At 32.1% G+C, this 26,138-nt stretch carries 12 protein-coding genes and 1 pseudogene; 7 read left to right on the top strand and 6 right to left on the bottom strand.

What is annotated here, in order from left to right:
• The first annotated feature begins 32 nt into the window (after window positions 1–32).
• From J3S90_RS11230 to tamL, 3 genes and pseudogenes are all read left to right on the top strand, one after another.
• A pseudogene (locus J3S90_RS11230) lies at window positions 33–1,527 on the top strand (succinate CoA transferase).
• A 493-nt stretch (window positions 1,528–2,020) separates the two neighbouring features.
• Window positions 2,021–7,024: a translocation/assembly module TamB domain-containing protein gene (locus J3S90_RS11225; protein ID WP_210646267.1), complete on the top strand. Its 5,004-nt coding sequence runs from the start codon at window positions 2,021–2,023 to the stop codon at window positions 7,022–7,024.
• Window positions 7,017–9,311, top strand: coding sequence for a translocation and assembly module lipoprotein TamL (tamL, locus tag J3S90_RS11220; protein ID WP_210646266.1), 2,295 nt, complete (start codon window positions 7,017–7,019; stop codon window positions 9,309–9,311). The genes J3S90_RS11225 and tamL overlap by 8 nt, the downstream gene beginning before the upstream one ends.
• Window positions 9,312–9,405: 94 nt before the next feature.
• On the opposite strand, the gene J3S90_RS11215 is transcribed toward tamL, so the two are convergent.
• Complete coding sequence (locus J3S90_RS11215) at window positions 9,406–11,025, bottom strand: ABC-F family ATP-binding cassette domain-containing protein (protein ID WP_188050390.1); 1,620 nt, start codon at window positions 11,023–11,025, stop codon at window positions 9,406–9,408.
• A gap of 272 nt (window positions 11,026–11,297) precedes the next feature.
• On the opposite strand from J3S90_RS11215, the gene J3S90_RS11210 reads away from it, so the two are divergent.
• Window positions 11,298–12,014, top strand: a complete 717-nt coding sequence (locus J3S90_RS11210) for an ion transporter (protein WP_210646265.1) — start codon at window positions 11,298–11,300, stop codon at window positions 12,012–12,014.
• A gap of 150 nt (window positions 12,015–12,164) precedes the next feature.
• Here the strand turns inward: J3S90_RS11210 and J3S90_RS11205 are convergent, their stop codons facing one another.
• From J3S90_RS11205 to J3S90_RS11190, 4 genes are all read right to left on the bottom strand, one after another.
• The gene (locus tag J3S90_RS11205; protein WP_236023937.1) at window positions 12,165–14,237 is read right to left on the bottom strand and encodes a beta-N-acetylhexosaminidase; all 2,073 of its coding nucleotides are present in this window, start codon (window positions 14,235–14,237) and stop codon (window positions 12,165–12,167) included.
• Between the two features lie 27 nt (window positions 14,238–14,264).
• On the bottom strand, window positions 14,265–16,202 hold the full coding sequence (nagB, locus tag J3S90_RS11200; RefSeq protein ID WP_210646264.1) for a glucosamine-6-phosphate deaminase: 1,938 nt from the start codon (window positions 16,200–16,202) through the stop codon (window positions 14,265–14,267).
• Window positions 16,203–16,591: 389 nt separating this feature from the next.
• Window positions 16,592–18,172, bottom strand: a complete 1,581-nt coding sequence (locus tag J3S90_RS11195) for a RagB/SusD family nutrient uptake outer membrane protein (RefSeq protein WP_210646263.1) — start codon at window positions 18,170–18,172, stop codon at window positions 16,592–16,594.
• Between the two features lie 127 nt (window positions 18,173–18,299).
• Window positions 18,300–21,341, bottom strand: a complete 3,042-nt coding sequence (locus J3S90_RS11190) for a SusC/RagA family TonB-linked outer membrane protein (protein ID WP_210646262.1) — start codon at window positions 21,339–21,341, stop codon at window positions 18,300–18,302.
• Window positions 21,342–21,681: 340 nt separating this feature from the next.
• Here J3S90_RS11190 and J3S90_RS11185 point away from each other — a divergent pair, with 340 nt between their 5' ends.
• The 3 genes from J3S90_RS11185 (at window position 21,682) to J3S90_RS11175 (ending at window position 25,250) form a co-directional block, all read left to right on the top strand.
• Window positions 21,682–22,734: a sensor histidine kinase gene (locus J3S90_RS11185; protein ID WP_210646261.1), complete on the top strand. Its 1,053-nt coding sequence runs from the start codon at window positions 21,682–21,684 to the stop codon at window positions 22,732–22,734.
• The gene (locus J3S90_RS11180) at window positions 22,724–23,425 is read left to right on the top strand and encodes a LytR/AlgR family response regulator transcription factor (protein WP_210646260.1); all 702 of its coding nucleotides are present in this window, start codon (window positions 22,724–22,726) and stop codon (window positions 23,423–23,425) included. The genes J3S90_RS11185 and J3S90_RS11180 overlap by 11 nt, the downstream gene beginning before the upstream one ends.
• Window positions 23,426–23,588: 163 nt before the next feature.
• Window positions 23,589–25,250, top strand: coding sequence for an MFS transporter (locus J3S90_RS11175; protein WP_210646259.1), 1,662 nt, complete (start codon window positions 23,589–23,591; stop codon window positions 25,248–25,250).
• An 83-nt stretch (window positions 25,251–25,333) separates the two neighbouring features.
• Here J3S90_RS11175 and fsa read toward each other — a convergent pair whose 3' ends face one another.
• Window positions 25,334–25,990, bottom strand: a complete 657-nt coding sequence (gene fsa / locus J3S90_RS11170; RefSeq protein WP_035672771.1) for a fructose-6-phosphate aldolase — start codon at window positions 25,988–25,990, stop codon at window positions 25,334–25,336.
• Between the last annotated feature and the right edge of the window lie 148 nt (window positions 25,991–26,138).

Genomic DNA, 26,138 nt, shown 5'->3' with positions numbered 1-26,138 from the left:
TTAGGTGTTTTATTTCAAAATAAAAACAAATTATGCAATTGGACAGAATCAGATTTCAAAGTTACAAAGACAAAGTTATTTCTGCGCAGCAAGCCGCTCTTTATTTTAAAGATAAAATGACTGTTGGAACCAGCGGATTTACAAAAGCAGGTGATAGTAAAGCCGTTTTACCAGCTTTTGCAGAAAGGGCAAAATCGGAAACGATTGCAATCACATTGATTACGGGCGCTTCTTTAGGTCAAACTACCGATACTGATTTAGCTAACAATAATGCTTTATATAAAAGAATGCCTTTTCAATCTGATGCAAGTTTGAGAAAAAAAAATAAATGAAGGTACCATTTTATATATCGATCAACATTTAAGTGAAACCGCTGAATTATTAGAAAACAAACACCTTCCTAAAATTGACATTGCGGTAATTGAAGCCACTTATATTGATGAAAACGGAAATGTTATCCCGACAACTTCTGTTGGAAACTCCGCCACATTTGCGCATTTGGCAGATAAAATAATCATCGAAATAAACACTTCAATTCCTTTAGAATTTAAAGGAATTCATGATGTTTACACTTCAAAATCATATCCCAATAGAGCTGTTTTAAACATCACTGCTACAGATAGCCGAATTGGTCAAGATTTCATTAGTATTGATCCCAAAAAAGTGGTTGGAATTGTTTTTACTGAAATTTTAGACAGTCCTGCAAAACCAACCGAAATAGATCCAAAAACGGCTGCTATTGCTAATCATTTGTTAGAATTTTTTGAAAATGAAATTAAAGAAGGCCGTTTAACCAATTCACTAATGCCCTTGCAAGCCGGAATTGGAAAAGTCGCTAATGCAGTAATGTCTGGATTTGCCAAAAGCAATTTTGAAAATCTAGTAATGTATTCAGAAGTATTGCAAGACAGCACTTTTGAACTTATTGACAGCGGAAAAATGAGTTTTGCTTCGGCCTCTTCAATTACAGTTTCTGAAAATTGTTATAAAAATATTCTTGAAAATTTCGATTTTTATAAAGACAAAATAGTGCTTCGACCACAAACCATTAGCAATTCAGCAGAAGTAATCCGAAGACTAGGCGTCATTGCAATTAATACAGCCATTGAATTTGACATTTATGGAAATGTAAATTCCACACATATTTCTGGAACAAAAATGATGAACGGAATTGGCGGTTCGGGAGATTTTGCAAGAAATGGGTATTTGAGCATATTTGTTACTCAATCTTCTTCTAAAGAAGGGAATATTATTTCTCATGTATTACCCATGGTTTCGCATCTGGATCATACGGAACATGATGTCGATATTTTGATAACAGAACAAGGAGTCGCTGATTTAAGAGGACTTGCTCCGAGAGAAAGAGCCAAAGTCATCATTGAAAACTGTGTACATCCCGAATACAAAGAGGAATTATTAGATTATTTTAACCGTGCTTGTGCGCGTGGCGGTCATACTCCTCACCTTCTGGAAGAAGCATTTAAACTTAACTTACGATTTATGGAAACAGGAAGTATGAAGAAGTAAACCTGAATCTAATTCCCTTTTTTTCCATTTGATACTAAAAACTACAGCCTTAAAAGTTGTAGTTTTTTTTATATTAAATTAAATCATGTTTTTGTACTTAGGTTTTTATTAAAACTAATAAATTATTTATCGCTTTACTATTACTTAAATCGTTTGAGGAATTTCAAATAGAATTACATAACAATTTTAAACAACCTTACAGAAGTAAAAACGGACAACAAGTTTAAATTGAGTGGTTATACTCCCCTATAATGTAAATGATTCCAAAAGACTTTATCATATTATACAACTACTTTTTTTATTGAATTTCAGTTCAGCAAATACACTTTAGTATTAACATTAGAAATTAAGAAACCCTAAATTTTATAATTTTAATCGTAAATTTTATAAAGAGTTGTACCGCTAATTTTTGATCTTTACCAACTAGTGCCTTTAGCGATGAAATTGTAATTCTGATTTAATTTTGCTATTTTTAACCAAAAAATTGCCTCGATTGAAAAAATATTTAAAGAAAAGTCTCAAAATTTTGCTTTGGATAATAGGATCTATTATTCTATTATTCCTTCTATTGGTTATCGCACTTCAGATTCCTTCTATACAAAATTTAGCAAAAAATAAAGCGGTTACCTACCTGCAGGAAAAAATTAAAACTAAGGTTCAGATAAATAGGATCGAAATTGGTTTGCCTAAAAAAATAATTTTGGAGGGCGTTTATTTTGAAGATCAGAAAAAAGACACGCTTCTTGCTGGAGAAAAACTAGCAGTCGATATTAGTTTATTTCAATTACTAAATAATAAAGTAGAAATCAACTCTGTTCATTTAGAAGGAATTACAGCTAATTTAAAAAGAGATTCGAAATCTGTTTTTAACTTTGACTACATTATAAAATCATTTACTTCTCCTGATAAACCAAAAAGTGATTCTCCTCCTATGGAATTTTCTGTGGCCGAAATAGAATTAGATCGTATCCGTTTGAAATATAATGATCAAATTACCAATAATAATATTGATGTCAATCTGACTTATTTTCAAACAAAGATTAAGACTTTTGATTTAGCCCAAATGAATTTTGAAATTCCTAAAGCTAAAATCAATGGTTTAAAATTAAAATTGCAGCAAGGTATTGCTGACGCATCCAAAAAAACTAAAAAAGCTACTGTAAATAATGAGCCAGAATCATTGCTAAAATTAAAATTAGGTGAAATTGATTTGGCTAAGATTGACTTTGATTATAAAAGTGAAGAGACCAAATTAGCTACTACTTTTTATTTGAAAAAACTGCTTGCAAAAATTGATAAAATGGATCTCAATAATCAATTTGCTATAGTTGAACGTTTGGATATAAAAGGACTAAAAGGAAATCTATCTATTGATAAATCAGACAAAATAGAATCTAAAAAACCAGCATCAAATGATGATTCCAATAACTGGCAAATAAAAGTAAATACAACAGAATTAGAAAAAATTAATTTTCGTTTTGACAAAAATAGTGTTGCTGCCACCCAAAAAGGAATTGACTACAATCACTTAAATATTACCAATCTTAATTTAAAAGCTAAAGCCTTAAATTACAATCCTGAAAATATTTCGGGAACGGTAAATTCATTAACGGTAAAGGATAAAAGCGGTTTAAACATACAAGCTATGACCACAGAATTTTTCTATGGTAATAAGAATGCTTTTTTTAAGAAATTATATTTAAAAACTCCCCAAACCGAATTAAAAAATGAAATTAGAATAGGATATCCATCAATAGCTTCTTTAGCAAAAAATCCCGGAGAATTAGGATTAAATGCCAATCTTAAGAAAAGCAAGTTAGGCATCAAAGATATTTTGCTCTTCGCTCCTACTTTGGCAAATACGAGTCCCTTTAATAGTAATCAAGATGCAATTTTATTAATTGATGGTGTCATTAACGGAAAACTAAAAAATTTAGAATTTCCTGGTATTAACATCAGCGGATTTGGTAACACCAATTTGATAGCCAGCGGAAGCATTGTTGGTTTGCCCGATATTAATAAAACTGTTTTCGATTTAGACATTAAAGAATTAAATTCAACACAGAAAGATTTTCTTAGTTTTTTACCAAAAGGGACAATTCCGAACTCTATACAATTGCCCTCTAAATTTAGCGCAAAAGGAACCTTTAAAGGAATGATCGCTAATTTCAGTACAAAAATGAATTTGACAAGTAGTTTTGGTAATGCCAAAATAAATGCCTCTTTTGATCAAAGCAGAAAAAAATACGAACGATATAATGCACAAACTGAATTAATTAATTTTGATTTGGGTAAATTAATCAAAAATGATTCAGTTGGAAAAGTTACGCTTAAAGCGAACATTAAGGGAACAGGTTTTGATCCTAAAACCGCCACAGCATCATTAAACGGGAATATTATAAAAGCCTATTATAATAAATACACTTATACAAACCTTGCTTTAAAAGGTGCAATTGCCAACGGAAAATTTAATGCAGTTGCCTCAGCAAATGATCCTAATCTAACCTTTGACTTAGTGAGTAATGGAAGTTTTAAAGATAAATATCCTGTTGCAAAATTAAAGTTGAATGTAGATATTGCGGATTTAGAAAAACTAAATCTTCATGCTGGACCTTTAAAAATAAGAGGTGCAATAGATGCTGATATTCAGTCGGCAAATTTAGATTATTTAAACGGATCTGTTTACGCACACAGCATCAGTGTTGTTGATGCAAAAGAAGAATTTGCTATTGATTCTATAAGTATTATTGCAAAATCAACAGCTGAGAAAAATATCTTATCTATAAAATCTCCTTTTTTAGTTGCAGATGTAGATGGGAAATATAGTTTTTCTAAAATAGGTAAAGCGCTCAGTAATTCTATTGCAAAATATTATGATGCAAATCCTAAATCTAAAAAAACAGTAGTTGAGAAGCAGCAATTTACTTTTAAAGTGAATGTAAAAGATGATCCAATTTTATACAAGTTAATTCCAAATTTAAAAAGTTTAGAACCCATAATTATTGAAGGAAAATACAATTCAGTTAATGATTCCATTGTTATTAATGGCGCAATTCCTAAACTTATTTATGGAGAAAATACGATTACTAATGCTGTTTTAAAAGTAGAAACAAAAGACAAATCCTTAGTATATAATGTAGTTATCGATGATATACAAAACAAACAATTTCAATTACCGTACACTAGTATTTCTGGAGTAGTAGAGAAAAATAGCGTAGGTTATACTTTGCAACTAAAAGATTTAAAAGAAGTCGAACGCTATTTAATTGCTGGAACTTTAAAAAGTATAGATGGTAGCAATGAAGTTAGTCTTGATCCAAGTAAATTAGTGCTAAATTACGACGGATGGTCCATTGCACCCGAAAATGTAATTCGTTTTGGAGACAAAGGCATTTATGTTGGACAATTTGATTTGAGTAAAGCCGGAAGTACCATAAAAATACAATCAGAAACGAATGTTCCCAATGCTCCTATTGCGGTCAATTTTAAGGATTTTGAAATTAGCACCATCACTAGTTTCATCGAGAAAAAAGATTTACAATTCAGAGGTACAATTAATGGAACTGCAGAAGTTAAAAATTTAGATAAAAGTCCGCTTTTCACTTCTGATTTAAATATTGAAAATTTTGCATTCAAAAACGATACAATTGGTACAATTAGTATAAAAGTCAATAATAACATTGCCAATCGATACGATGCAAAAATTGCGATAACCGGACAAGGCAATCAATTAAATTTGGAAGGATTTTATAAAGCCACTGAGGCAAGTTTTGATATGGATCTGAATATTGAAAAATTGAATTTAAAAAGTATTCAAGGATTTACATTAGATAACCTAGCGGAGAGTACTGGATTCTTGAACGGAAACTTTAAAATTACAGGTAATACAAAACAACCTTTGATTCTTGGAGAGTTAAAATTTAATGATGTTGGCTTTAAAGCAACTGCCCTGAACGCCACATTTAAATCTATAAATGATAAAATTAGATTTACAAGCGATGCCATTATTTTCAATGATTTTACTGTTAAGGATCAAAATGATAATGACTTAGTAGTGAACGGAAAAATAAACAGTAGTAATTTTAGCAATTTTGGTTTCAATTTAACTGTGGATGCTGATAATTTTCAAGCAGTTAATTCAAAGGCAAAAGACAACGATTTGTATTATGGTGCCCTTTTTATGGACAACCATCTAAAAGTAACAGGAACACTTGATAATCCTATTGTAGAAGGAACTATCAAGATTAATAAAGACACCAAATTTACAGTAGTATTACCACAATCTGATCCGTCTATAGCGGATAGAGAAGGAATTATAGAATTTATAGATCAAGATAAACCTAAAATAGTTCAAAAATTGGCTTTATCTGATGTCAGTAGTGAAATGGATATTAAAGGTATAAATGCGTCTGTAAACATCGAAATTGATAAAGATGCAGAACTATCGATGGTTATTGATAAAGCAAATGGAGATTTCTTAAAATTAAAAGGAGAAGCACAACTTAATGGTGGTATTGACCCTTCTGGAAAAACTACGCTGACTGGTAGATATGAATTATCCCAAGGAAGTTACGAAATGAGTTTTAACGCTATTAAGAGAAAATTTGATATTAAAGAAGGAAGTTATATTCTCTGGACTGGCGAGCCAACTATGGCCGATATAAACATAACGGCTATCTATAAAACTGAAGCTGCTCCAATAGATTTGGTAAGCGACCAACTTGGTGCAATAACAAATGAAGTTAGAAATACTTATAAGCAAAAAATTCCTTTTGAAACGAATTTAAAAATGACAGGAGAGTTAATGAAACCAACCATTTCTTTTGATGTCGTTTTACCAGAAGGAAACAATAGCGTTTCTACAGAAATTATAAATACTACTCAAGCTAAATTAACGCAATTGCGTCAGCAACCTGATGAAATGAACAAGCAAGTTTTTGCCTTGCTACTTTTAAATCGTTTTATTGGAGAAAATCCATTTGCGAGTGAAACTGGAGGTACCAACGTTTCCTCTTTAGCACGTGAAAGTGCGAGTAAAATTTTATCACAACAACTTAATAATTTAGCTGGTGACTTAATTGAAGGTGTTGAACTTAATTTTGATATAGACAGTTCTGATGATTATACCACAGGACAGCGAGAAAACAAAACAGATTTGAATGTTGGTGTCTCTAAAAAACTATTAAATGACCGTCTAAAAGTTACTGTAGGTAGTAGTTTTGGAATCGAAGGCCCACAGAAAACCAATCAGAATGCAAACAATATAGCAGGTGATATTTCTATAGATTATCAACTATCGAAAGACGGAAGGTATAAAATGAGAGCCTATCGCGTTAATAAATATCAAGTGGCACTTCAAGGAGAAGTAGTAGAAACGGGTATTGCTTTTATAATAACGATGGATTATAATAAATTCAAAGAATTATTTTCGAAAAGTGAATCGAAAAAAGTTGCAAAAAAAAACAAAGAGGAATCGAAAAAAAAATCAAATGAATAAGTATCCTTTTATATATACCTTTTTTTTAATTGTACTCGTTTCATCATGTAGTAACACTCGCTTCTTGTCAGAAGGAGATTTACTATATACTGGAGCTACAGTAAAAGTCGAGGGAAAAGAAGTGAGTAAAAAAGAAAGAAAAGCATTAAAAAGCAAATTACAAGAACTCGTTCGGCCAAAACCTAATGCAAAAATATTAGGATTAAGACCTAAATTATACATTTACAATATTGCTGGTGAAACGAAAAAAGATAAAGGTTTTCGTTATTGGTTAAAAAATAAAGTGGGAGAACCGCCCGTATTGTATAGTCAAGTAGATCTTGAATACAACAAAAGTGTTTTACAAAACTTCTCTGAAAACAATGGCTACTTTAATGCAAAAACAAGTGCCGACTCTACTCGAAGAGGGAAAAAAGCAACAGCAGAATATACCGTAAAGCCTGCAAGACAATATAAGATCAACGAAGTTAAATTTCCAACGGACTCATCAGTATTAGCAACAGCCGTAAGAAAGACCTCTAAAAGAAGTCTCTTAAAGAAAGATCAAGCATTTAATCTTGATGTTATAAAAGAGGAAAGAGCTCGTATTGACGGACGATTAAAAGAAAAAGGGTTCTTTTACTTTAATCCTGATTATTTATTAATTCAAGTAGATAGTACCGTAGCAGATCATCAGGTAGACCTTATCGTAAAAATAAAAGAAGCAACACCTAAGATGGCTGAAACGCCTTATCAAATTAATAAAATCATTGTTTATCCAAATTACTCTATTGGCGTTGATAGTCTGATAGACAATAAAAACTCTATTGTTAAATACAATGATATTACCATTATAGACTCGACAAAAATGTTCAAACCTCGAGTTTTTGATCGTACTTTAAATTTTTCAAAAGGAGATTTATACAATCGCACCGATCATAATTTGTCTTTAAATCGTTTAGTAAACTTAGGAACATTTAAATTTGTAAAAAATCAGTTTAAGGTTTCTGATACTATCGGAAACTACTTAGATGCTTATTATTTTCTTACGCCATTACCTAAAAAGTCTTTACGTTTAGAATTGTTAGCAAAAACTAATTCAGCCAATTATACTGGAACGGAATTAAACTTAAATTGGAGTAATAGAAATGCGATTGGTGGTGCAGAATTACTCACTATTTCAGCATTTGGAGGTCTTGAAGTGCAAGTATCGGGACAAAATAACGGTTTTAATGTGTATCGTTTTGGATCAGAAGCCAATTTAATATGGCCTAGATTAGTGGCTCCTTTTAGATTTCATTCTCCAAGTGGATTTGTACCAAAAACGAAACTAACCTTAGGATACGAATATCAAAACAGAACTAAATTGTATTCCTTACAGACTTTTAAAGGTTCTTTTGGTTACTTATGGAAAGAAAGTGAAAGAAAAGAACACTTATTAAATCTAACGGAAATCACTTATGCTAGTCCACGGAACGTAACTGCATTGTATTTGGATCAAATTCAAGCCAATCAATCGTTACAAAAAGTAATTGATAAACAATTAATTTTTGGGCCAACCTATTCCTACACTTATACGAACACAGTACAAAAAAGAAAGAAAAACACTTTTTACTATAAAGGAACAGTCGATTTAGCAGGAAATATTACAGGATTGGCTACTGGTGCCGACACTAAAAAGGGAAATACGATTAACATTTTTAATGTTCCTTTTAGTCAATTTATAAAAATTGAAAATGATTTTAGACATTATTATAAATTAGGTCCCGATTCTCAAATAGCCAGTAGGATTATTGTAGGCGCTGGTTATGCGTATGGAAACTCAACAGAAATGCCATTTATAAAACAATTTTTTATTGGTGGTACCAATAGCTTACGCGCTTTTAGAGCTCGTTCTATAGGTCCGGGAACATTTGACGGATCTACTACGGCTACTAACACATTTTTACCAGATCAATCTGGAGATATAAAATTAGAATTGAATACGGAATACCGAGCTAAAATATATGGTTTGGTAAAAGGAGCATTATTCATAGATGCTGGAAATATTTGGTTACTAAATGAAAACGCAGATAAACCTGGAGCTAAATTTTCAAAAAACTTTATTAGCGAATTAGCAGTTGGAGCTGGAGCTGGATTGCGTTTTGACTTCTCATTTTTAGTATTAAGAACCGACTTGGCATTCCCAATTCGCAAACCCTATTTATCAGAAGGCAATCGCTGGGTATTGGATAAAGTAGATTTTGGTAGTGGTTCTTGGAGAAAAGAAAATCTGATATTCAATTTAGCTATTGGTTATCCTTTCTAAGCCATTTAATATTTATTCAATTGCCTCTTATTTAATTAAAAAAAAATCTCCTGAAATTCAGGAGATTTTTTTTGACTTATTATAAAGTATCTTTTTATACTGTATACATTTTAACTCTTAATTCTTGAACTTTTTCATCATCAAGATAATCATCAAAAGTCATATATCTATCAATGGCTCCGTTTGGTGTTAATTCGATAACTCTATTAGCAACCGTTTGAGAGAATTCGTGATCATGAGTAGTAAAAATCACAGAACCCTTAAAGTTTTTCAAAGAGTTATTAAAAGCAGTAATAGACTCTAGATCTAAGTGATTCGTAGGCTCATCCAACATTAATACATTCGCTCTTTCCATCATCATACGAGACAACATACAACGCACTTTTTCTCCTCCTGACAAAACTCTACAGGTTTTTAAAGCTTCTTCTCCAGAGAAAATCATTTTACCTAGAAAACTACGAATGTTAACCTCATCGCGCTCTTCTTCTGTTTTTACCCATTGACGCAACCAATCTACTAAAGTATAATCACTTTCAAAAAAAGAATGATTTTCTACCGGTAAATACGCTTGGTTTGTAGTAACTCCCCAATCAAAAGTACCTGAATCTGCTGTTTTGTTTCCGTTTAAGATTTCATAAAATGCAGTCGTAGCACGGGAATCTTTAGAGAAAAGAACAATCTTATCTCCTTTTGCCATATTTAAGTCGACTCCTTTAAACAAAACATCTCCTTCTATAGAAGCACTTAAGTTTTGAACATTCAAAATTTGATCTCCTGCCTCACGCTCTTGATCAAAAATGATTGCTGGATAACGACGACTTGATGGTTTAATCTCGGATATATTCAACTTACTAATCATTTTTTTACGGGAAGTAGCTTGTTTTGATTTGGCTACATTCGCACTAAAACGACGAATAAATTCTTCTAATTCTTGTTTCTTTTCTTCTGCTTTCTTGTTTTGTTGCGCTCTTTGTTTTGCCGCTAATTGGCTTGACTCATACCAAAACGTATAATTTCCAGAATAGTGATTTATTTTACTAAAATCAATATCCGAAATGTGTGTACAAACGGAATCCAAGAAGTGTCTATCGTGAGAAACTACAATTACTGTATTCTCATAATTGGCTAAGAAATTTTCTAACCAAGCAATGGTTTCAAAATCCAGGTCATTGGTAGGCTCATCCATAATAAGTAAATCTGGATTTCCAAATAAAGCTTGTGCCAAAAGTACACGTACTTTTATTTTCCCCTCTAAATCGCCCATTAACGTATAATGATGCTCCTCTGTAATTCCAAGATTGGATAGCATAGATGCTGCATCTGAATCCGCATTCCATCCATTCATTTCCTCAAATTGCACTTGCAACTCCCCTATTCTGTCAGCATTTTTATCATCGTAATCAAGATATAAAGCATCCATTTCTTTTTTGATAGCGTAAAGGGTTTTATTCCCCATCATTACCGTTTCAAGAACCGTACTTTCGTCAAACATATTGTGGTTTTGGTTTAAAACCGACATCCGTTTTCCTGGTTCTAAATGAATATGTCCTGAAGTAGGATCCATTTCACCGGCAATTATTTTAAGAAAAGTAGATTTTCCAGCACCGTTTGCTCCAATAACACCATAGATATTACCGTGAGTGAAGGTTGTATTTACTTCGTCAAACAAAATTCTTTTGCCAAACTGAACTGATAAATTATTAACTGTTAACATGAATATCTTTTTATAAAATTTTGGCAAAAGTACGAAAAAAATACTGATTTTTAACCATTTTAAAACACGCATTAGTGATTTGCTAATAGATTTTTTAAAGCGTGCAATCGCGAAAAACTTTTACTAATCAGTACTTCTGGATTTTAAAATACTCCTTTTTTTACCACACGTTTTCTAGTTCAAAAACCAAATAAAATGTTTTTTATAACTTTGCATTCCATTTTTTTAGTAAAACAGTTTGCTGGAAAAGAATCTTTTTAAAGAATAAAAAAATGAAGAGAAATAAATTACGTTTGATAATCGAAGACAATACAACCAGAATAGGAAGAATTTTTGACTATTTTATTCAAATCTTAATATTAATTTCTTTAGTCGCTTTTTCTATAGAAACCTTACCAGACAATTCTTTACAAACTAAAAAAATACTTGCAACTATAGAATTGATCAGTATTGTGATTTTTAGCATTGAATATTTACTGCGAATTTATGTTGCTGAAAAACCTCTAAAATATATTTTTAGTTTTTATGGAATTGTAGATATATTATCGATTCTTCCTTTTTATCTAAGTGCCACTTTCAACTTAAAAGCTTTACGAGCTTTTAGAATATTTCGAATATTTAGGGCTTTCAAATTGGTTCGATACAATAAGGCATTAAATAGGTTCAGCAGGGCATTCACTATCATAAAAGAGGAATTAGTGCTATTTTTTATGATTACCTTAATTTTAGTATTTCTAACATCATCAGGGATTTACTTTTTTGAAAACGAAGCGCAACCCAAAGTGTTTAGCTCCTTATTTCATAGTTTATGGTGGTCGATCGTAACCTTAACTACAGTCGGATATGGTGATGTTTATCCAATCACTTTAGGTGGTAAAATATTTACTTTTTTTGTTCTTATAATTGGTGTGGGTATTGTTACAATTCCAGCAGGATTAGTAGCTACAGCATTAACAAAAGCGAGAACTTTAGAGGAAAAAGAAGAATAAAAACAATTATTGCGTCGTATTTTTACTAACAGAAAAAACCTGATAAAAAATACCAGGTCATCCTATTGACATATTAAAAAAGGCAATTTTCAGTTAAACCAAAACCAAATTAAATCTAACTAATTCAAATACGTCAAATATTATTAGATTCTACGAACCTATTAACTTTTTCAAACTAGCATAAACCGCTAATTCTACATCTGCATGCTCTTTAGAATTGCATTGTTTTAACAATTGATTTAATAAATCAGAATTAGCTACTTGATTCTTCTCCATAACCAACAAAAGTTGTTCCGATACATCGCTTAAACTTTTTGATAACGGCAAAATAGGTTTTACCAGAGGAGCATTATAACTTATTTGAGCTAAATCTTTATTGATTTGAATCCATTTTTTCAAAAAACTGCTAACCAAAACCGCATTATTCTTATTCTTATCTGCTAAATAAAGAGAAACGGCGGCATCAAAATCTAAAGCTGCTGAGGCATCTGGAGTACAAGCATCGGCAAACAAAGTTAGAGGTGAATAGGTTTGGTATTCTGTTCCTCCTGCATTTCTGGAATAAATTTTTAATGGTTCACACAGATTAGAAAAATTTTGAACAGCTGTTATATCTTGATTGTTACTAATATTTCTTAAAATTACTTCTTTATTTCTAAGTTGCGTAATGCCAAGCTCTTCTAATCTAAAAGATACTGTTTTAATTCTCTTGTGCATACTTTGCAAATCATTTACGTCTGCATTAGACCATAATCTTTCTGCAATGGCTGCCGTTCTTGGCCAAATTCTAGAATCTAACGTCAATGGTGTCGCAAGTTCTGTCCACATAGTCGCCTCTCCACCTAATATTTTTGCTTTTTCTTCAGGTGTTAGATTGCTATTTTGAGGAATTGGATCATTCAAATAATGATCATTTATACTCTGCATTAAATCGATATAATATCCGTTTGACAATACCGTTTTATAGCCATTTTTAGCCGCTTTTGCAACTGATTCTCCTACTGGAATTCCTTCATTTGGACCTTTCCAGGAATGAATAATAGCATTTTTAGACATATTTTTTGTCATGATCTCTTCCCAGCCCATCAATTGTTTTTTATGTTTTTTAAGCATCGGAACTAACTGCATGGTAAAGTAGGTTTGAAGATCGTGATTGGTTACTAATTTATTTTTCTTTTTAAATTCCTGGATTTTAGGATTTGAATCCCAATCTTTTCCTTCATTTTCGTCTCCACCAATATGAAAATAAGCGCCAGGAAATAAAGGACAAACCTCATCAAAAACTTCACTCAAAAACTGATAGGTTTTAGGATTTGAGGGATCTAATGTTGGATTAAAAATACCTGCATTTCTTTCGATTGTATAATTTGATAAGGACAACAATTCTTGTTTCTTCTCTGCATTTGCATTAGAAAAAGGAAGAACTTTACTTCCCATTTCGGGATAGGCTGTCAAGATAGCCGAAGCATGTCCTGGTACATCAATTTCTGGGACTACAAGAATTCCTCTTTCATCGGCATATTTCACAATACTTCTGATTTCTTCCTGCGTGTAAAACAATCCGTCTGATGCCAATTCCGTTAATTTTGGATGTTTTTTTAGCTGTATTCTCCAACCTTGATCGTCTGTTAAATGCCAGTGAAAAACATTCATTTTTACGGCTGCCATTGCATCCAAATTTCTTTTAATTACATCAACTGGCTGAAAATGTCTTGCAACATCAATCATAAGTCCACGCCAAGTAAATCTTGGTAAATCTGTAATTTTTACTGTTGGAAAATAATAAGAAGTACTATTATTTTGCAACAGTTGTAATAATGTTTCTAAACCATGAAGTGCACCAAGATCTGAAGTTGCATTAATAATGATCTTATCCGATTGTATTTCTAACTGATAACTTTCATCTTCATATAATTCTATTTTTCCGCTTTGAACACAATTTATTTGTAATTCTGCCGAAGGTTCTTGATTTATTTTGGTTATAAAATCTTGCTGAAAAAACAATCCGGTTCTTCCATCCAATCTTCTTAAAAAACGAGTTACACCAACAAAAATTCTAGGATTGGGATTGCCTGTAATATTTACTTTGAAATTTTTGTTAATTGTAAAAGTACCATCAGTCAAATTTATATTTTTGGGCCAAGGCATCAAATCTAATTGCTCTTTTTTTATTTGAGCATTCGATACAAAAGCTACCAATAGTAAGATTAGGGAGTATTTCATATTGTAGGAACTAAATTAAATGTTGTTTTAATAATCAAAACGCTTAAATGCTTCAATCGCTTCATATTCAGCAAGCCCTAAATCATCGTACAGTTTTGCGGTGTTTTTATTTCGGTCTTCGGCTCTTACCCAAAACTCTCGAGAATCATTTCCTTGAAACATAACTCTGTCTTTTTGAGATTGATGGTATAAAATAGCGTGCCTTTTTAGCAAAACCTCATCTGGACTCAAAGGAACAGCCATATCTATTTCGTGTAAATCCCATTCGTGCCAAGCGCCACGGTACAACCACAACCAGCAATCTTTCATGTAAAGTTCTGATTTTAATTGTTTCATTGCAGCAAAAATCGCGTTCAAACAAACCTCGTGTGTACCATGTGGATCTGCTAGATCTCCAGCAGCAAAAACTTGATGGGGCTTAATTTTAGCAATTATAGCTGCGACAATAGCAACATCTACGTTTCCTAATGGATTTTTCTTAATTTGACCCGTTTCATAAAAAGGAAGATCTAAAAAATGGGTGTTTTCATCTTTTAAACCAATATATCTTGTGGCGGCATAGGATTCTCTTCTTCGGATTAATCCCTTTAGTTTTCGAACTTCAAGAGAGTCAATTTGATTTTCTTTTTTATTATTAAGAAAATGAATTATCGACTCAAAATCGAGAACACTTTTTTCTTTTGCAATAAAATCATTCGAAACCTCAGCAAATTTTAATGCTTCATCATCTGTAACTGCTATGTTACCCGAAGTTTGATAAACTACGTGAACATCATGACCTTGTTTTATTAATTTTGAAAAAGTACCTCCCATAGAAATTACATCATCATCTGGATGTGGACTAAAAAGGATGATTCTTTTTTTGGCAGGAGTAGCTCTTTCTGGTCTGTGCGAATCATCTGTATTAGGTTTTCCTCCTGGCCATCCCGTTATGGTATGTTGCAATACATTAAACATATTGATGTTTAAATCATAAGCGGAACCTTCCTGTGCCAAAAGATCTGACATACCGTTATTATTGTAATCTCTATCTGTTAATTTTAAAATAGATTGCTCTGTTTTCTGGCATAACCAAACGATTGCTTTACTTTTTAATTCTTGTGTCCAAATGCATTCGCCCACTAACCAAGGAGTTTTAAAACGAGTTAACTCGGAAGCAGCAAATTGGTCTAAAACGAATGTCGCATTGGTATGATTTTGTAAGAATGTAGCAGGAATATCCGAGCTAATATTTCCTTGAATTGTTCTCTTTATAATTTCTCCTTTGTTTTGTCCCCAAGCCATTAGTACAATCCTCTTAGATCTCATAATTGTAGAAACTCCCATTGTAATTGCTCTTTTAGGAACGTTATCAATTCCGTTAAAATCAGAAGAAGCATCTACTCTTGTAATATGATCTAAAGTAATGATTCGGGTGCCTGAATTGATGTGAGATCCTGGCTCATTGAATCCAACGTGACCCGTACGTCCAATTCCTAATAATTGAAAATCTAATCCGCCGGCATTTTTGATCCTCATTTCATAATCCACACAATATTGGTTTAACTCTTCTATTGCTACTGTTCCATCAGGAATATTGATATTCTCAGGATTAATATCAATATGATTAAAGAGATGTTGGTGCATGAAATAATGATAACTTTTGCTATTTTCTTTGGTCATTGGATAGTATTCATCCAAATTAAAAGTAGTAACATTGGTAAAGCTAAGTCCTTCCTCTTTGTGCATACGTACTAATTCTTCATAAACTTTTATCGGGGAAGAACCGGTAGCTAAACCAAGAACACATTTTTTGTTTTTTTCTTGTTTATTTCTTATTAATTGCGCTATTTCCTGAGCAACAATTAGAGAACCATCAATAGAATTTTTGAAGATTTCATTATGAATTTTTTCAAATCTGGTGTCTTCAAATTTTCCTGCGCTTTTATAACTTATATCAGATTTAATTTCTAAAGTATTTTTCATTATTATTTTTTTTCAATTGGCTAGCATTTCTTGAAATTAATGTGCTCTAAATTGATGCTTGAGTTCAAATCGTTTTAATCTAAATTATTCCGATCAAAAAGCTACTCTTCATTTTTTAGTTCCGCTTTATTCTTCTGGAAGCACTGGCCTATTTTGTTTGTACGTTTATTTATTATCAGATTGGATAATCACATTGGGTATAGTATCGTTATTATACTAAATCATACAAACTATTCCGTTTTTAAATTGACTATTAGGATTAAAATACAGCTGGTTTTACAAATAATTCTAACAAAATTGGATTGTAAAATTTATGTAATTTCAAAATAAAAAAAGGCATAAGCATGGAAATACTTATGCCAATTCTATTCCTTTTTTATTTCCTTTTTTTAGAATTTATTAATACCTGTATCCCACCAAAGTTTAGTTCCGCCATTATCTGGACCACCTAAAAGTTGAAGCCCTTTAGCATATCCCATTGGATTTGATGTTTTCTCATTTACAGGAAAGTTCAATCTTTTCACAAAAGTTCCCACCGGAATCTTTCCTGCTGAATAATTGTTTACCGGTAAAAATAATTTAGGATATCCTGTTCTTCTAGTATCTGCCCAAGCTTCTTGACCGTCAGGGAAACCTGCAATCCATTTTTGAGTAATAATTTTTTGTAGTTTCACTTCATTAGAAACAGCATCAGACCATTTAACAGTTACTAAATTTTGAGCTGCATTATTATTTGCCGCATTTAATGGATCTGAGAAATTAGCTGGCATAGAAACATCATCACTTAGGTAAGAAGCAACTCCACTAGTACTTAACTGTGCGAAAGAGGTTGTTATACCTGACTCATAAAAACTCTGTGCAGTACCACCAACATTCCAACCTTTTAAAGCTCCTTCCGATTTCAAGAAGTGGGATTCAGCAGCACAAAACCAAGGTATCATTCCATTTTCAACAATAGGACCAATTATAGAAAATTGATCCGCTTTTGAAAATCTATATTCATCATTTACCAAAGATCCCATTCTGATACCTTGAAAAGTACCATTTTTTGCCGTCTTAAAAAACATGGCTCTTCTTGGATCATTATATCCGTTCATGATAGACGTTATGGCTCCGCCAGCAGCAATATCAGCCCACGGTCCGCTAAAAGTAGCAACAGGATGATCTGCTAAGTAAAGCATATTGTCATCATTAGAACTAATAACTCCATAACCTGTTAAAGCCGCTTCACCTTCTGTTTTTGCTTTTGCTGGATCAATATTTGAGATGCGCATTGCCAAACGCAAACGCAATGAATTAGCAAATTTTATCCATTTTACAATACTTCCTTTTGCGGTAGTTCCATCTGTCTTGTCATTTGCATCAGGGAAAAATGTAGTAGTACCACTAGCTACTTTTGCATTCAATATATCTGTAGCCGTTTTTAATTCCGCAAAAAATTGGTTGTAAACAGCTTGTTGAGAATCATAAGGAGTGGATCCATCAGGATTACCAAAACCAGAATATACAATTGGTCCATAATAATCTGTGGTTTTATGCATTGCATAGACTTTCAAAATCAAAGACCAAGCATAAAATTGTGGGTACTTGTCTTTAGTTAATTTTTCAAGATTATAAGCATACACCATTTCATTTTGATACTTCTGAACCCATTCTGCTTGGTTCCAACCATCTGTAAGAGCATAAGTAGAGTTATTACTATTTCCAGCAAAATCATGCTGAGTTGCCATATATCCAGAGAATATATCGGCACTTAAATTGAACTGAATATCGCCTTGCCAATCATCGGCAACAAGAATATACATGGAACGTTCCATCTTTTTAATCGGTCCTTTGACATGATTAAAATCTTGTTCTAACTGTGCATTACTAAAATTAGAATCGCTAGTATTTATATTTTCAAAATCACCTGTACAGCTCCCTAAAGAAAGGGATATGAATGTACCTAAGATTAATAATTTATTTTTCATTTGTGGATTTTTTTATTGATTAAAATCTTTTCGTTGACTTGTAAGCAACTCTTTCGAGTTCAGCTATTTATTTTAAAGTTGAAAAAACAAACATCTTACAATCAAAAAACGGAGTTCTTTAATAGAATTAGAAAGTTAAATTTAAATTAACACCAATACTTCTTGTTGAAGGAGCTCCAAAAATGTCCACTCCTTGTAAACCTTCTCCCGTACTTAATGTCACGTTTGGATCGAACGGGGCATCTTTGTAAAAGAAAAATAAATTTTTACCTACTACAGAAAGGTTTACGGTATTAAAAATGGTGCTTTTACTAAAATCAAAAGAATAGCCCAATGAAATTTCTCCTAGTTTAATATTGGTTCCTTTGTACATATATTCTCCCGTAGCACCACTTCTGTCACCCACTTGATTGTAATACTCTTTAGCTGACATTGTAGTTACTGCGTTACCATTAATATCAACAGCATTTATTGCAACACCACCTGCATCTCGAGCGTCTCCTGAAGCTTTAGAAACACCATAAAAATCTAACATAGCTTCAGTCATACTCATTACATGACCACCAAATCTTCCATTTACAAGAACATTTAAAAATGCTTTTTTGTATTTGAACGTGTTAGAGAAACCTAACATAAAGTCTGGATTAGAACTTCCTAAATCAACAAATTCGGTTTTTTGAATGCGACCGTCGGCATCTAATACAATTTGGCCTTTGTCATTTCTTAGAATATTTTTTCCTTGTATTTCTCCAAATGGTTTACCAACTTCTAATACATATCTATAACTGTTTGGATCACCATTTGTTAGAATAACAGTATTAACAGCTCCTTGAGCACCAGCTCCTAAATCTAAAACTGTATTCTTATTCGAAGCAAAATTTAAACCTAAATCCCATGAAAAATTATCTAAAACTACTGGCTTTGCAAATAATGTAATCTCTAATCCTTTATTTTGTATACTTCCGGCATTAAAAGCATAATTAGCGTATCCTGTAGTGTTAGGAATTGGAGCTGGAGCTTGTATCAATTGATTTTTGGTTTCGTTTTGGTAGTATGTAAAATCAAAACCCAATCTGTTATTAAAAAATCTCCATTCTGTACCCAACTCATAAGAGTTTTGTTTTTCTGGTTTCAAAGAGGATCCTGGACTCGGTCCTACTTGCGGAATACCCAGTTGACCTCCGTTACCTACTGTATTTAAAGGAGTTGTTAAATAAGCACCAACATCATTACCAACTTGAGCATAGGAAGCTCTGAATTTTGCAAAACTAATTGTTTCTGGCAATGAAACCATTTCACTTAAAATCCCTGTAAGACCTACTGACGGATAAAAGAAACCTAAATTATCTGTATTTACTAAGGTTGAAGACCAATCGTTTCTACCTGTTACATCCAGAAAAAGAATTTCTTTGTAGTCAAAAGTGGCACTAGCAAATACCGATTGAACTTCTTTTTTGGCACCTACAATTTGATTATTTTTACCTGCAGAGTCAAAATTACCTGTGTTAAACCAGTTAGCATAAACTAATCCGCCTTTTGTAGTACCGGAATCACTTGTAATTGCATCATTAATTGTTGATTTAGTTAAACTCGTACCAATGTTAGCATTAAATGAAAAATCAGCATTGATTTTAGTTGAAATAGTAGCAATTAAATCGGCATACAATTGAGAACTTTCGCTGTCAGAATAAATATATCTTCCATTAGCACCAGATAAGGTTAGATTTGTACTAGCATACATTCTTTTGTCAAATGAATTATTTAATTTATTATATCCTCCTCTAGTTTTAAAACTTAACCAATCATTCGCTTTATAAGTAATTGCTGCAGATGAAATTAAAGACTGATTTTTATCAATAGATCGGTTTCTATTTTGAATCCAAAAAGGATTTTGAATAATATCACTAGTACCCGTTGGCCAATTTTGTACCATTAAGTTTCTTGCTGGATCAAAAACTTCATAATTGTTTTTATAAGTATCAAAATCATTCCCTCTTGGAAATAAATACACACCCGTTAATGGATTAAAATACAATGCATTTACTGGTTTATTGTTAATTTTTTGTTCCGCATAAGACAAAGACGCGTCAACAGTTACTCTATCATCAAACATTTTAATACTTTGACGTAGCGCAATATTGTTTTTCTTAAACTCATTTGTTGGCATAACACCATCAACTTTAGTATTGGCATAAGTTAGACTCGTTGTCATTTTATCTGTTCCACCGTTTATCGAAACAGAATTAATATAGGTCATACCGGTATTATAAAAATCTTTTACATGATTTGGTGACTTTTTTGCAGCGCCCCAAGAAGTAGTAGCACCAGCTTCTGCAGCATAAGAAGTTTGAAACTCAGGTAAAGAAACTACATTATCAACAAATACACTTGAATTATAATTAGCTGTAACTTTACCCTCTTTACCTCTTTTGGTAGTGACTAAGATTACACCATTAGCTCCTTGAGAACCATATAATGCAGCTGCCGAAGCTCCTTTTAGCACCGTAATAGATTCTATATCATCTGGATTCATCATAGAAATGGCATCTCCACCGTCTCTATTTCCACCAGCTGTATCTCCAAAAACTTGATTCCCTTGAGACGAAGAGGTATTTAACATTGGTATTCCATCAATTACATACAACGGTTGATTGTTTGTAGCAGATGTATTTCCTCTAATAGTAACTTTTACAGAACCACCTGCTCCAGAAGCACTTTTCTCTACGGTTAAACCTGCCACTTTTCCGGACAGACTATTTACTAAGTTTGCATCTTTAACTCTGGTAACTTCATCTCCTTTGACCTCCTGAGCAGAATAGGTTAAGGATTTTTTAGATTTCTTAATTCCCAATGACGTAACCACAACCTCATTAAGTTTATTTTCTGAGGACTCTTTTAATCGTACTTTAATTACTTCGTCTCCAACAACAACATTTTGTTGATCGAAACCGATGTAAGAAATTACTAAAGTCCTTCCTTTCTCTGCTTTAATAGAGAAGCTACCATCAAGATCAGTAACAGTTCCGTTTTTTTCACCAAGTACATTTACATTAGCACCAGGCAATGGCGAACCACTTCCGTCCGTCACAGAACCTTTAATTGTTTTCATTTGAGCAAGCGAAACCTGCGCACTGAAAAGAATCATAAAGATTAAAATAATTTTTTTCATTATAAATGATTTATTTTGTTAGTTATAGTGTAAATCTAATTGTTAAAACATTCTTAAAAAAACAAAATATACTAACAACCATAAAATCAACATTAACCACTTACTTTAATAAACAATGCGTAAATTTTATGAAATTTAACAGTGAGATCGCAACTATATTCAACCAACGACACTGTTTCTACTACGAAATGCTTTTTGAAAGTCGTTACCAATTTATTTTTAAATTATTTTAAATTTTGGTACTATAAAATTCGATTTTTGGTTTCAAATTCCTTAAAGTTGCAAAACATTCTTATTTGAATTTGTAAAAAACAATCTCTTATCAATAAATTATTTAGTATTGAACCTCATTAAAAAAATAAAATTTAATACCGAATTTAGAAACCATTTTGGTTTTTGGATTATCTTTTTTTTAATCAACTTTTTACGTTGGGGATCTTACTTTGATAATTATCCGTATTCTTTCAAATCCAATCTGATCGAGTTTTCATTACACATTCCTTTTGTGTACTTTAATTTGTTAGTACTCATTCCGCGTTACATTGTAAAATTTGAATATTATAAATACACTCTGGCTCTATTAGGTAGTTTAGCAGTAATCTATATATTAAAGACAGGTTTGACATATTATATGATTTCTGAGAATATTTGGCCAGAAGCCAATAAAATGTATCATCCTTTTGATATCAATCATATTGTAGCAGTTACCATTGGTGAAATTTATGTTCTATCGATAGCGTCTTCTGTTTTTTCTACCATGAATTGGTTAAAAGAAAGAGATCGCAACACGATTATGAAAAAGAATCAGTCTAAAATGAAACTAAAATATCTAAAGACTCAAATACAACCTCACTTTTTTTTTAATACACTCAATAACTTATATGCTTTATCTTTAGAATCTTCAAAAAAAGTTCCCGATGTAATTCTAAAACTTTCCCGATTGATGGAATATATTCTGTATGACGTTAAGGGAACTAAGATGGTCGATTTGACTAAAGAGATTGATTACATACAGAATTATATAGAAATTGAAAAGCTTCGTTTTGAAAACGTAGAAGTCGCAGTAAATATAGAATCGAATATCGACGACATAAAAATCCCTCCCTTATTGGTGATTACGCTAATAGAAAATGCATTCAAACATGGTGGTCCTTGTAACAGTAATCTTAGAATCAAAATCAATTGCAAAGTTATTGACAACACAATACTGGAATTTGAAATACTAAATAATTTTGTACTTTCACAAAATGCTAAAACTAAAAAAGGCATTGGTTTATCTAATACTAAAAAGAGATTGAAATTAATTTTTCAGAATAATTTTACCCTAGAAAAAACAGTTAAATTCAATTATTATATCATTCGTTTACAAATACCTGTTCAAAATGAAGATTAAATGTGTTTTGATTGATGATGAGCCATTGGCTACAAAAATTCTGCAAAATTATTTCACAAATTTTGCAGACTTTGAAATTATTGGCGTTTTTCACAATGCCATAGAAGCGCTCGATTTTATAAACAATAATACGATTGATATTGTCTTTTTAGACATACACATGCCTTTGATGACAGGATTTGAATTGATCCGATTGATTGAGAATAAAACTAAAATTGTAATTACAACTGCTTTTAGAGAGTTTGCTGCAGAGAGTTATGAGTTAGATGTGTTGGATTATTTAGTAAAACCTATTCCGCTTCCTCGTTTTATAAAATGCATTCATAAAATTGAAGCTGATTTTAATTTAAAAAATAATCTTAAAGTAGAAACACCTAGATTAGATCCTCATATTTTTATCAAAGTAGATAAAAAAATGGTCAAAATAATTATTGATGAAATTCTTTTTATTGAGGGAATGAAAGAATATATAAAAGTAGTAACCGCTGATAAAACCTATATTACCCACAAATCTCTTACCGCTCTGTCCGAAGAATTACCTGTAGATAAATTTACTCGCATTCATAAATCGTATATAATTGCCATTAATAAAGTAAAATTTATAGAGGGCAATAGAATACAAGTGCATTCATACATATTACCAATTGGCCGAAATTATAGTAAGGATGTAAAAATTAGAATTTTAGAGTAATTGCAATTTTACAACCAACACATTTTGCAGTTGGTAAAAGAAATACTGTCGATGGTATAATATAAGTCATTTTTATAATGAATTACTTTTTTTTAATTTTCCTAAAAGATACATTTACGGATGGAACAAATTATTAACCTAAAAAATTAACCAAACAAAAATTATGAATACAGAAAAAACTCAGTCTAACAATTCTGCGCTTTACACGCTAATAACCGTATTTTTCTTTTGGGGTTTTATTGGTGCATCAAACGGTGTTTTTATTCCGTTTTGTAAAGCTAAATTTGGGTTAGACCAATTTCAAAGTCAGCTAATTGATTTTGCCTTTTATGGCGCTTATTATATTGGTGCATTATTACTTTTTATTTTAAGTAGTATCGCTAAAAAAGACATTTTAAATGGATGGGGATTCAAAAAAGGAATTATCTATGGTTTATTAATAAGCACTTTTGGCGCAGGGTTAATGATTCTTGCAGTAACTGAAGGAAATTATCTTTTTATTCTTGGAGCTTTATTCATTGTTGCCCTTGGTTTTTCATTACAACAAACTTCGGCACAACCATTTGCTGCTTCTCTTGGAGAGCCACATACGGCATCAAGTAGGTTAAACCTTGCTGGAGGAATCAACTCATTGGGAACAACGATAGGACCAATAGTAGTTTCTATAGCATTATTTGGTGTAATTGCTGGAGTAAATATTGAAGAATATGCTCAAAAACCAGATTCATTAGAGTCTATGAGAATTTTATATGTATTTGTAGGTGGTTTATTTTTATTGGCAGCTGCATTATTTCATTTTTCAAAAAAACTGCCCGCTGGGAAAACGGATGCTACCTTTGAAATGGCAAACAAAGCCATCAAGACGCTTATTGCTATTACAGTAATTTTAGTAATTATTTTTGCTTATATCTTTTCTCGATACGAAGACCCAACCTTTATTACCCATTTTATCGAAAATAAAGAAAAAGATTATTTAGGATTAGCACTTACTATTTCAACGCTATTAGTAGTTGTTATTGGTCTCTTTTTTGCAAATACTACAGCACAAAAAAATCCTGAAGGTTGGGGCGCCATGAAATATCCTCAGTTAGTTTTGGGAATGGTAGCGCTTTTTGCCTACGTAGGTGTAGAAGTAACGATAGGAAGTAATCTTGGTGAATTATTGGTAACTCCTGATTTTGGATCTATTTCTGGGCCTGGTCTTGCTCCTTATATGTCAATGTACTGGGGAAGTTTAATGATTGGTCGTTGGGCTGGAGCAATTACTGTATTCAATCCGTCGTCTATGGTAAAGAAAATATTATTAATTGTAGTTCCTTATGTGGCATTTGGTGTTATACTAACTGCTAATGCAATTTCTGGACAAGATGTTACTCCGTTATATGCTTATGCATTTGTAATTTTATTTCAAATAACTGGTTTCTTTTTAGGTAAAGATCAACCTTCAAGAACGCTAATGATATTTGGATTAATGGGAATGACAGCTATGATTATAGGATTACTTACTACAGGTACAATTGCTATTTTTGCCTTTATGAGTGGTGGATTATTCCTAAGTATCATGTGGCCTTGTATTTTCTCATTAGCAATTGCAGGATTAGGTAAATATACTTCACAAGGTTCCGCCTTTTTAGTAATGATGATTTTAGGTGGCGGAATTATTCCTCCATTACAAGGAAAATTAGCTGATATTATAGGCATTCATGCTTCGTACTTTATTCCTGTACTTTGCTTCTCCTTTATTGCATTCTATGGTTGGAAAGTGATTAGAATTTTAGAGAAACAAGGAATTGGAAAAGAAATAGAAGTAGGTAGTGGACACTAATTAAAATAAAACTAATAAAAAATCCCATTTGCCGCGGCGAATGGGATTTTTTTATAATAATATAGAAATCTAAAAAAAACTTTTTATTTATTCCCTTTTTCAAAATCAGCAACAAATTGAGCTAATCCGATATCAGTAAGTGGGTGTTTCAATAATCCGTAAATTGCAGAAAGTGGTCCCGTCATAACATCAGCACCAATCTTAGCACAATTCACAATATGCATGGTGTGACGCACTGAAGCAGCAAGAATTTGAGTTTCATAACCGTAGTTGTCATAAATTAATCTAATTTCTTCAATCAAAGCCAAACCATCGGTAGATACGTCATCTAAACGACCAATGAACGGAGAAACATAAGTAGCTCCCGCTTTAGCAGCTAATAAAGCTTGTCCCGCTGAGAATACTAAAGTTACATTTGTTTTAATTCCTTTATCCGAAAAGTATTTTGCAGCCATAACACCTTCTTTAGTCATAGGCAATTTTACCACGATTTGATCGTGTAAATCAGCTAACTCCTCCCCTTCTTTAATCATTCCGTCGTAATCCAAAGCATTCACTTCGGCACTCACATCACCATCAACCAAATTACAAATGTCAACATAGTGTTTCAAAATGCTATTTTTTCCTGTAATTCCCTCTTTCGCCATCAACGATGGGTTTGTAGTAACGCCATCTAAAACGCCTAATGCTTGTGCTTCTTTAATCTGAGCTAAATTAGCCGTGTCAATAAAAAATTTCATAATTTTTGTATTTAATTGTGTGTTTTATAATTTGGGCGTGTTCGCCGTGGCGAAACGGGCTTTGCGCTACAAGTCCTCAAATAATTCCGCTGATGCTACATTATACTATGGGCTTTTCACTACAAATGAAAATCACTGAACTCCTATA

This window comes from Flavobacterium flabelliforme (genome assembly GCF_017948675.1).
GTDB lineage: Bacteria > Bacteroidota > Bacteroidia > Flavobacteriales > Flavobacteriaceae > Flavobacterium > Flavobacterium pygoscelis.
This window is presented reverse-complemented; position numbering and strand designations above follow the sequence as displayed.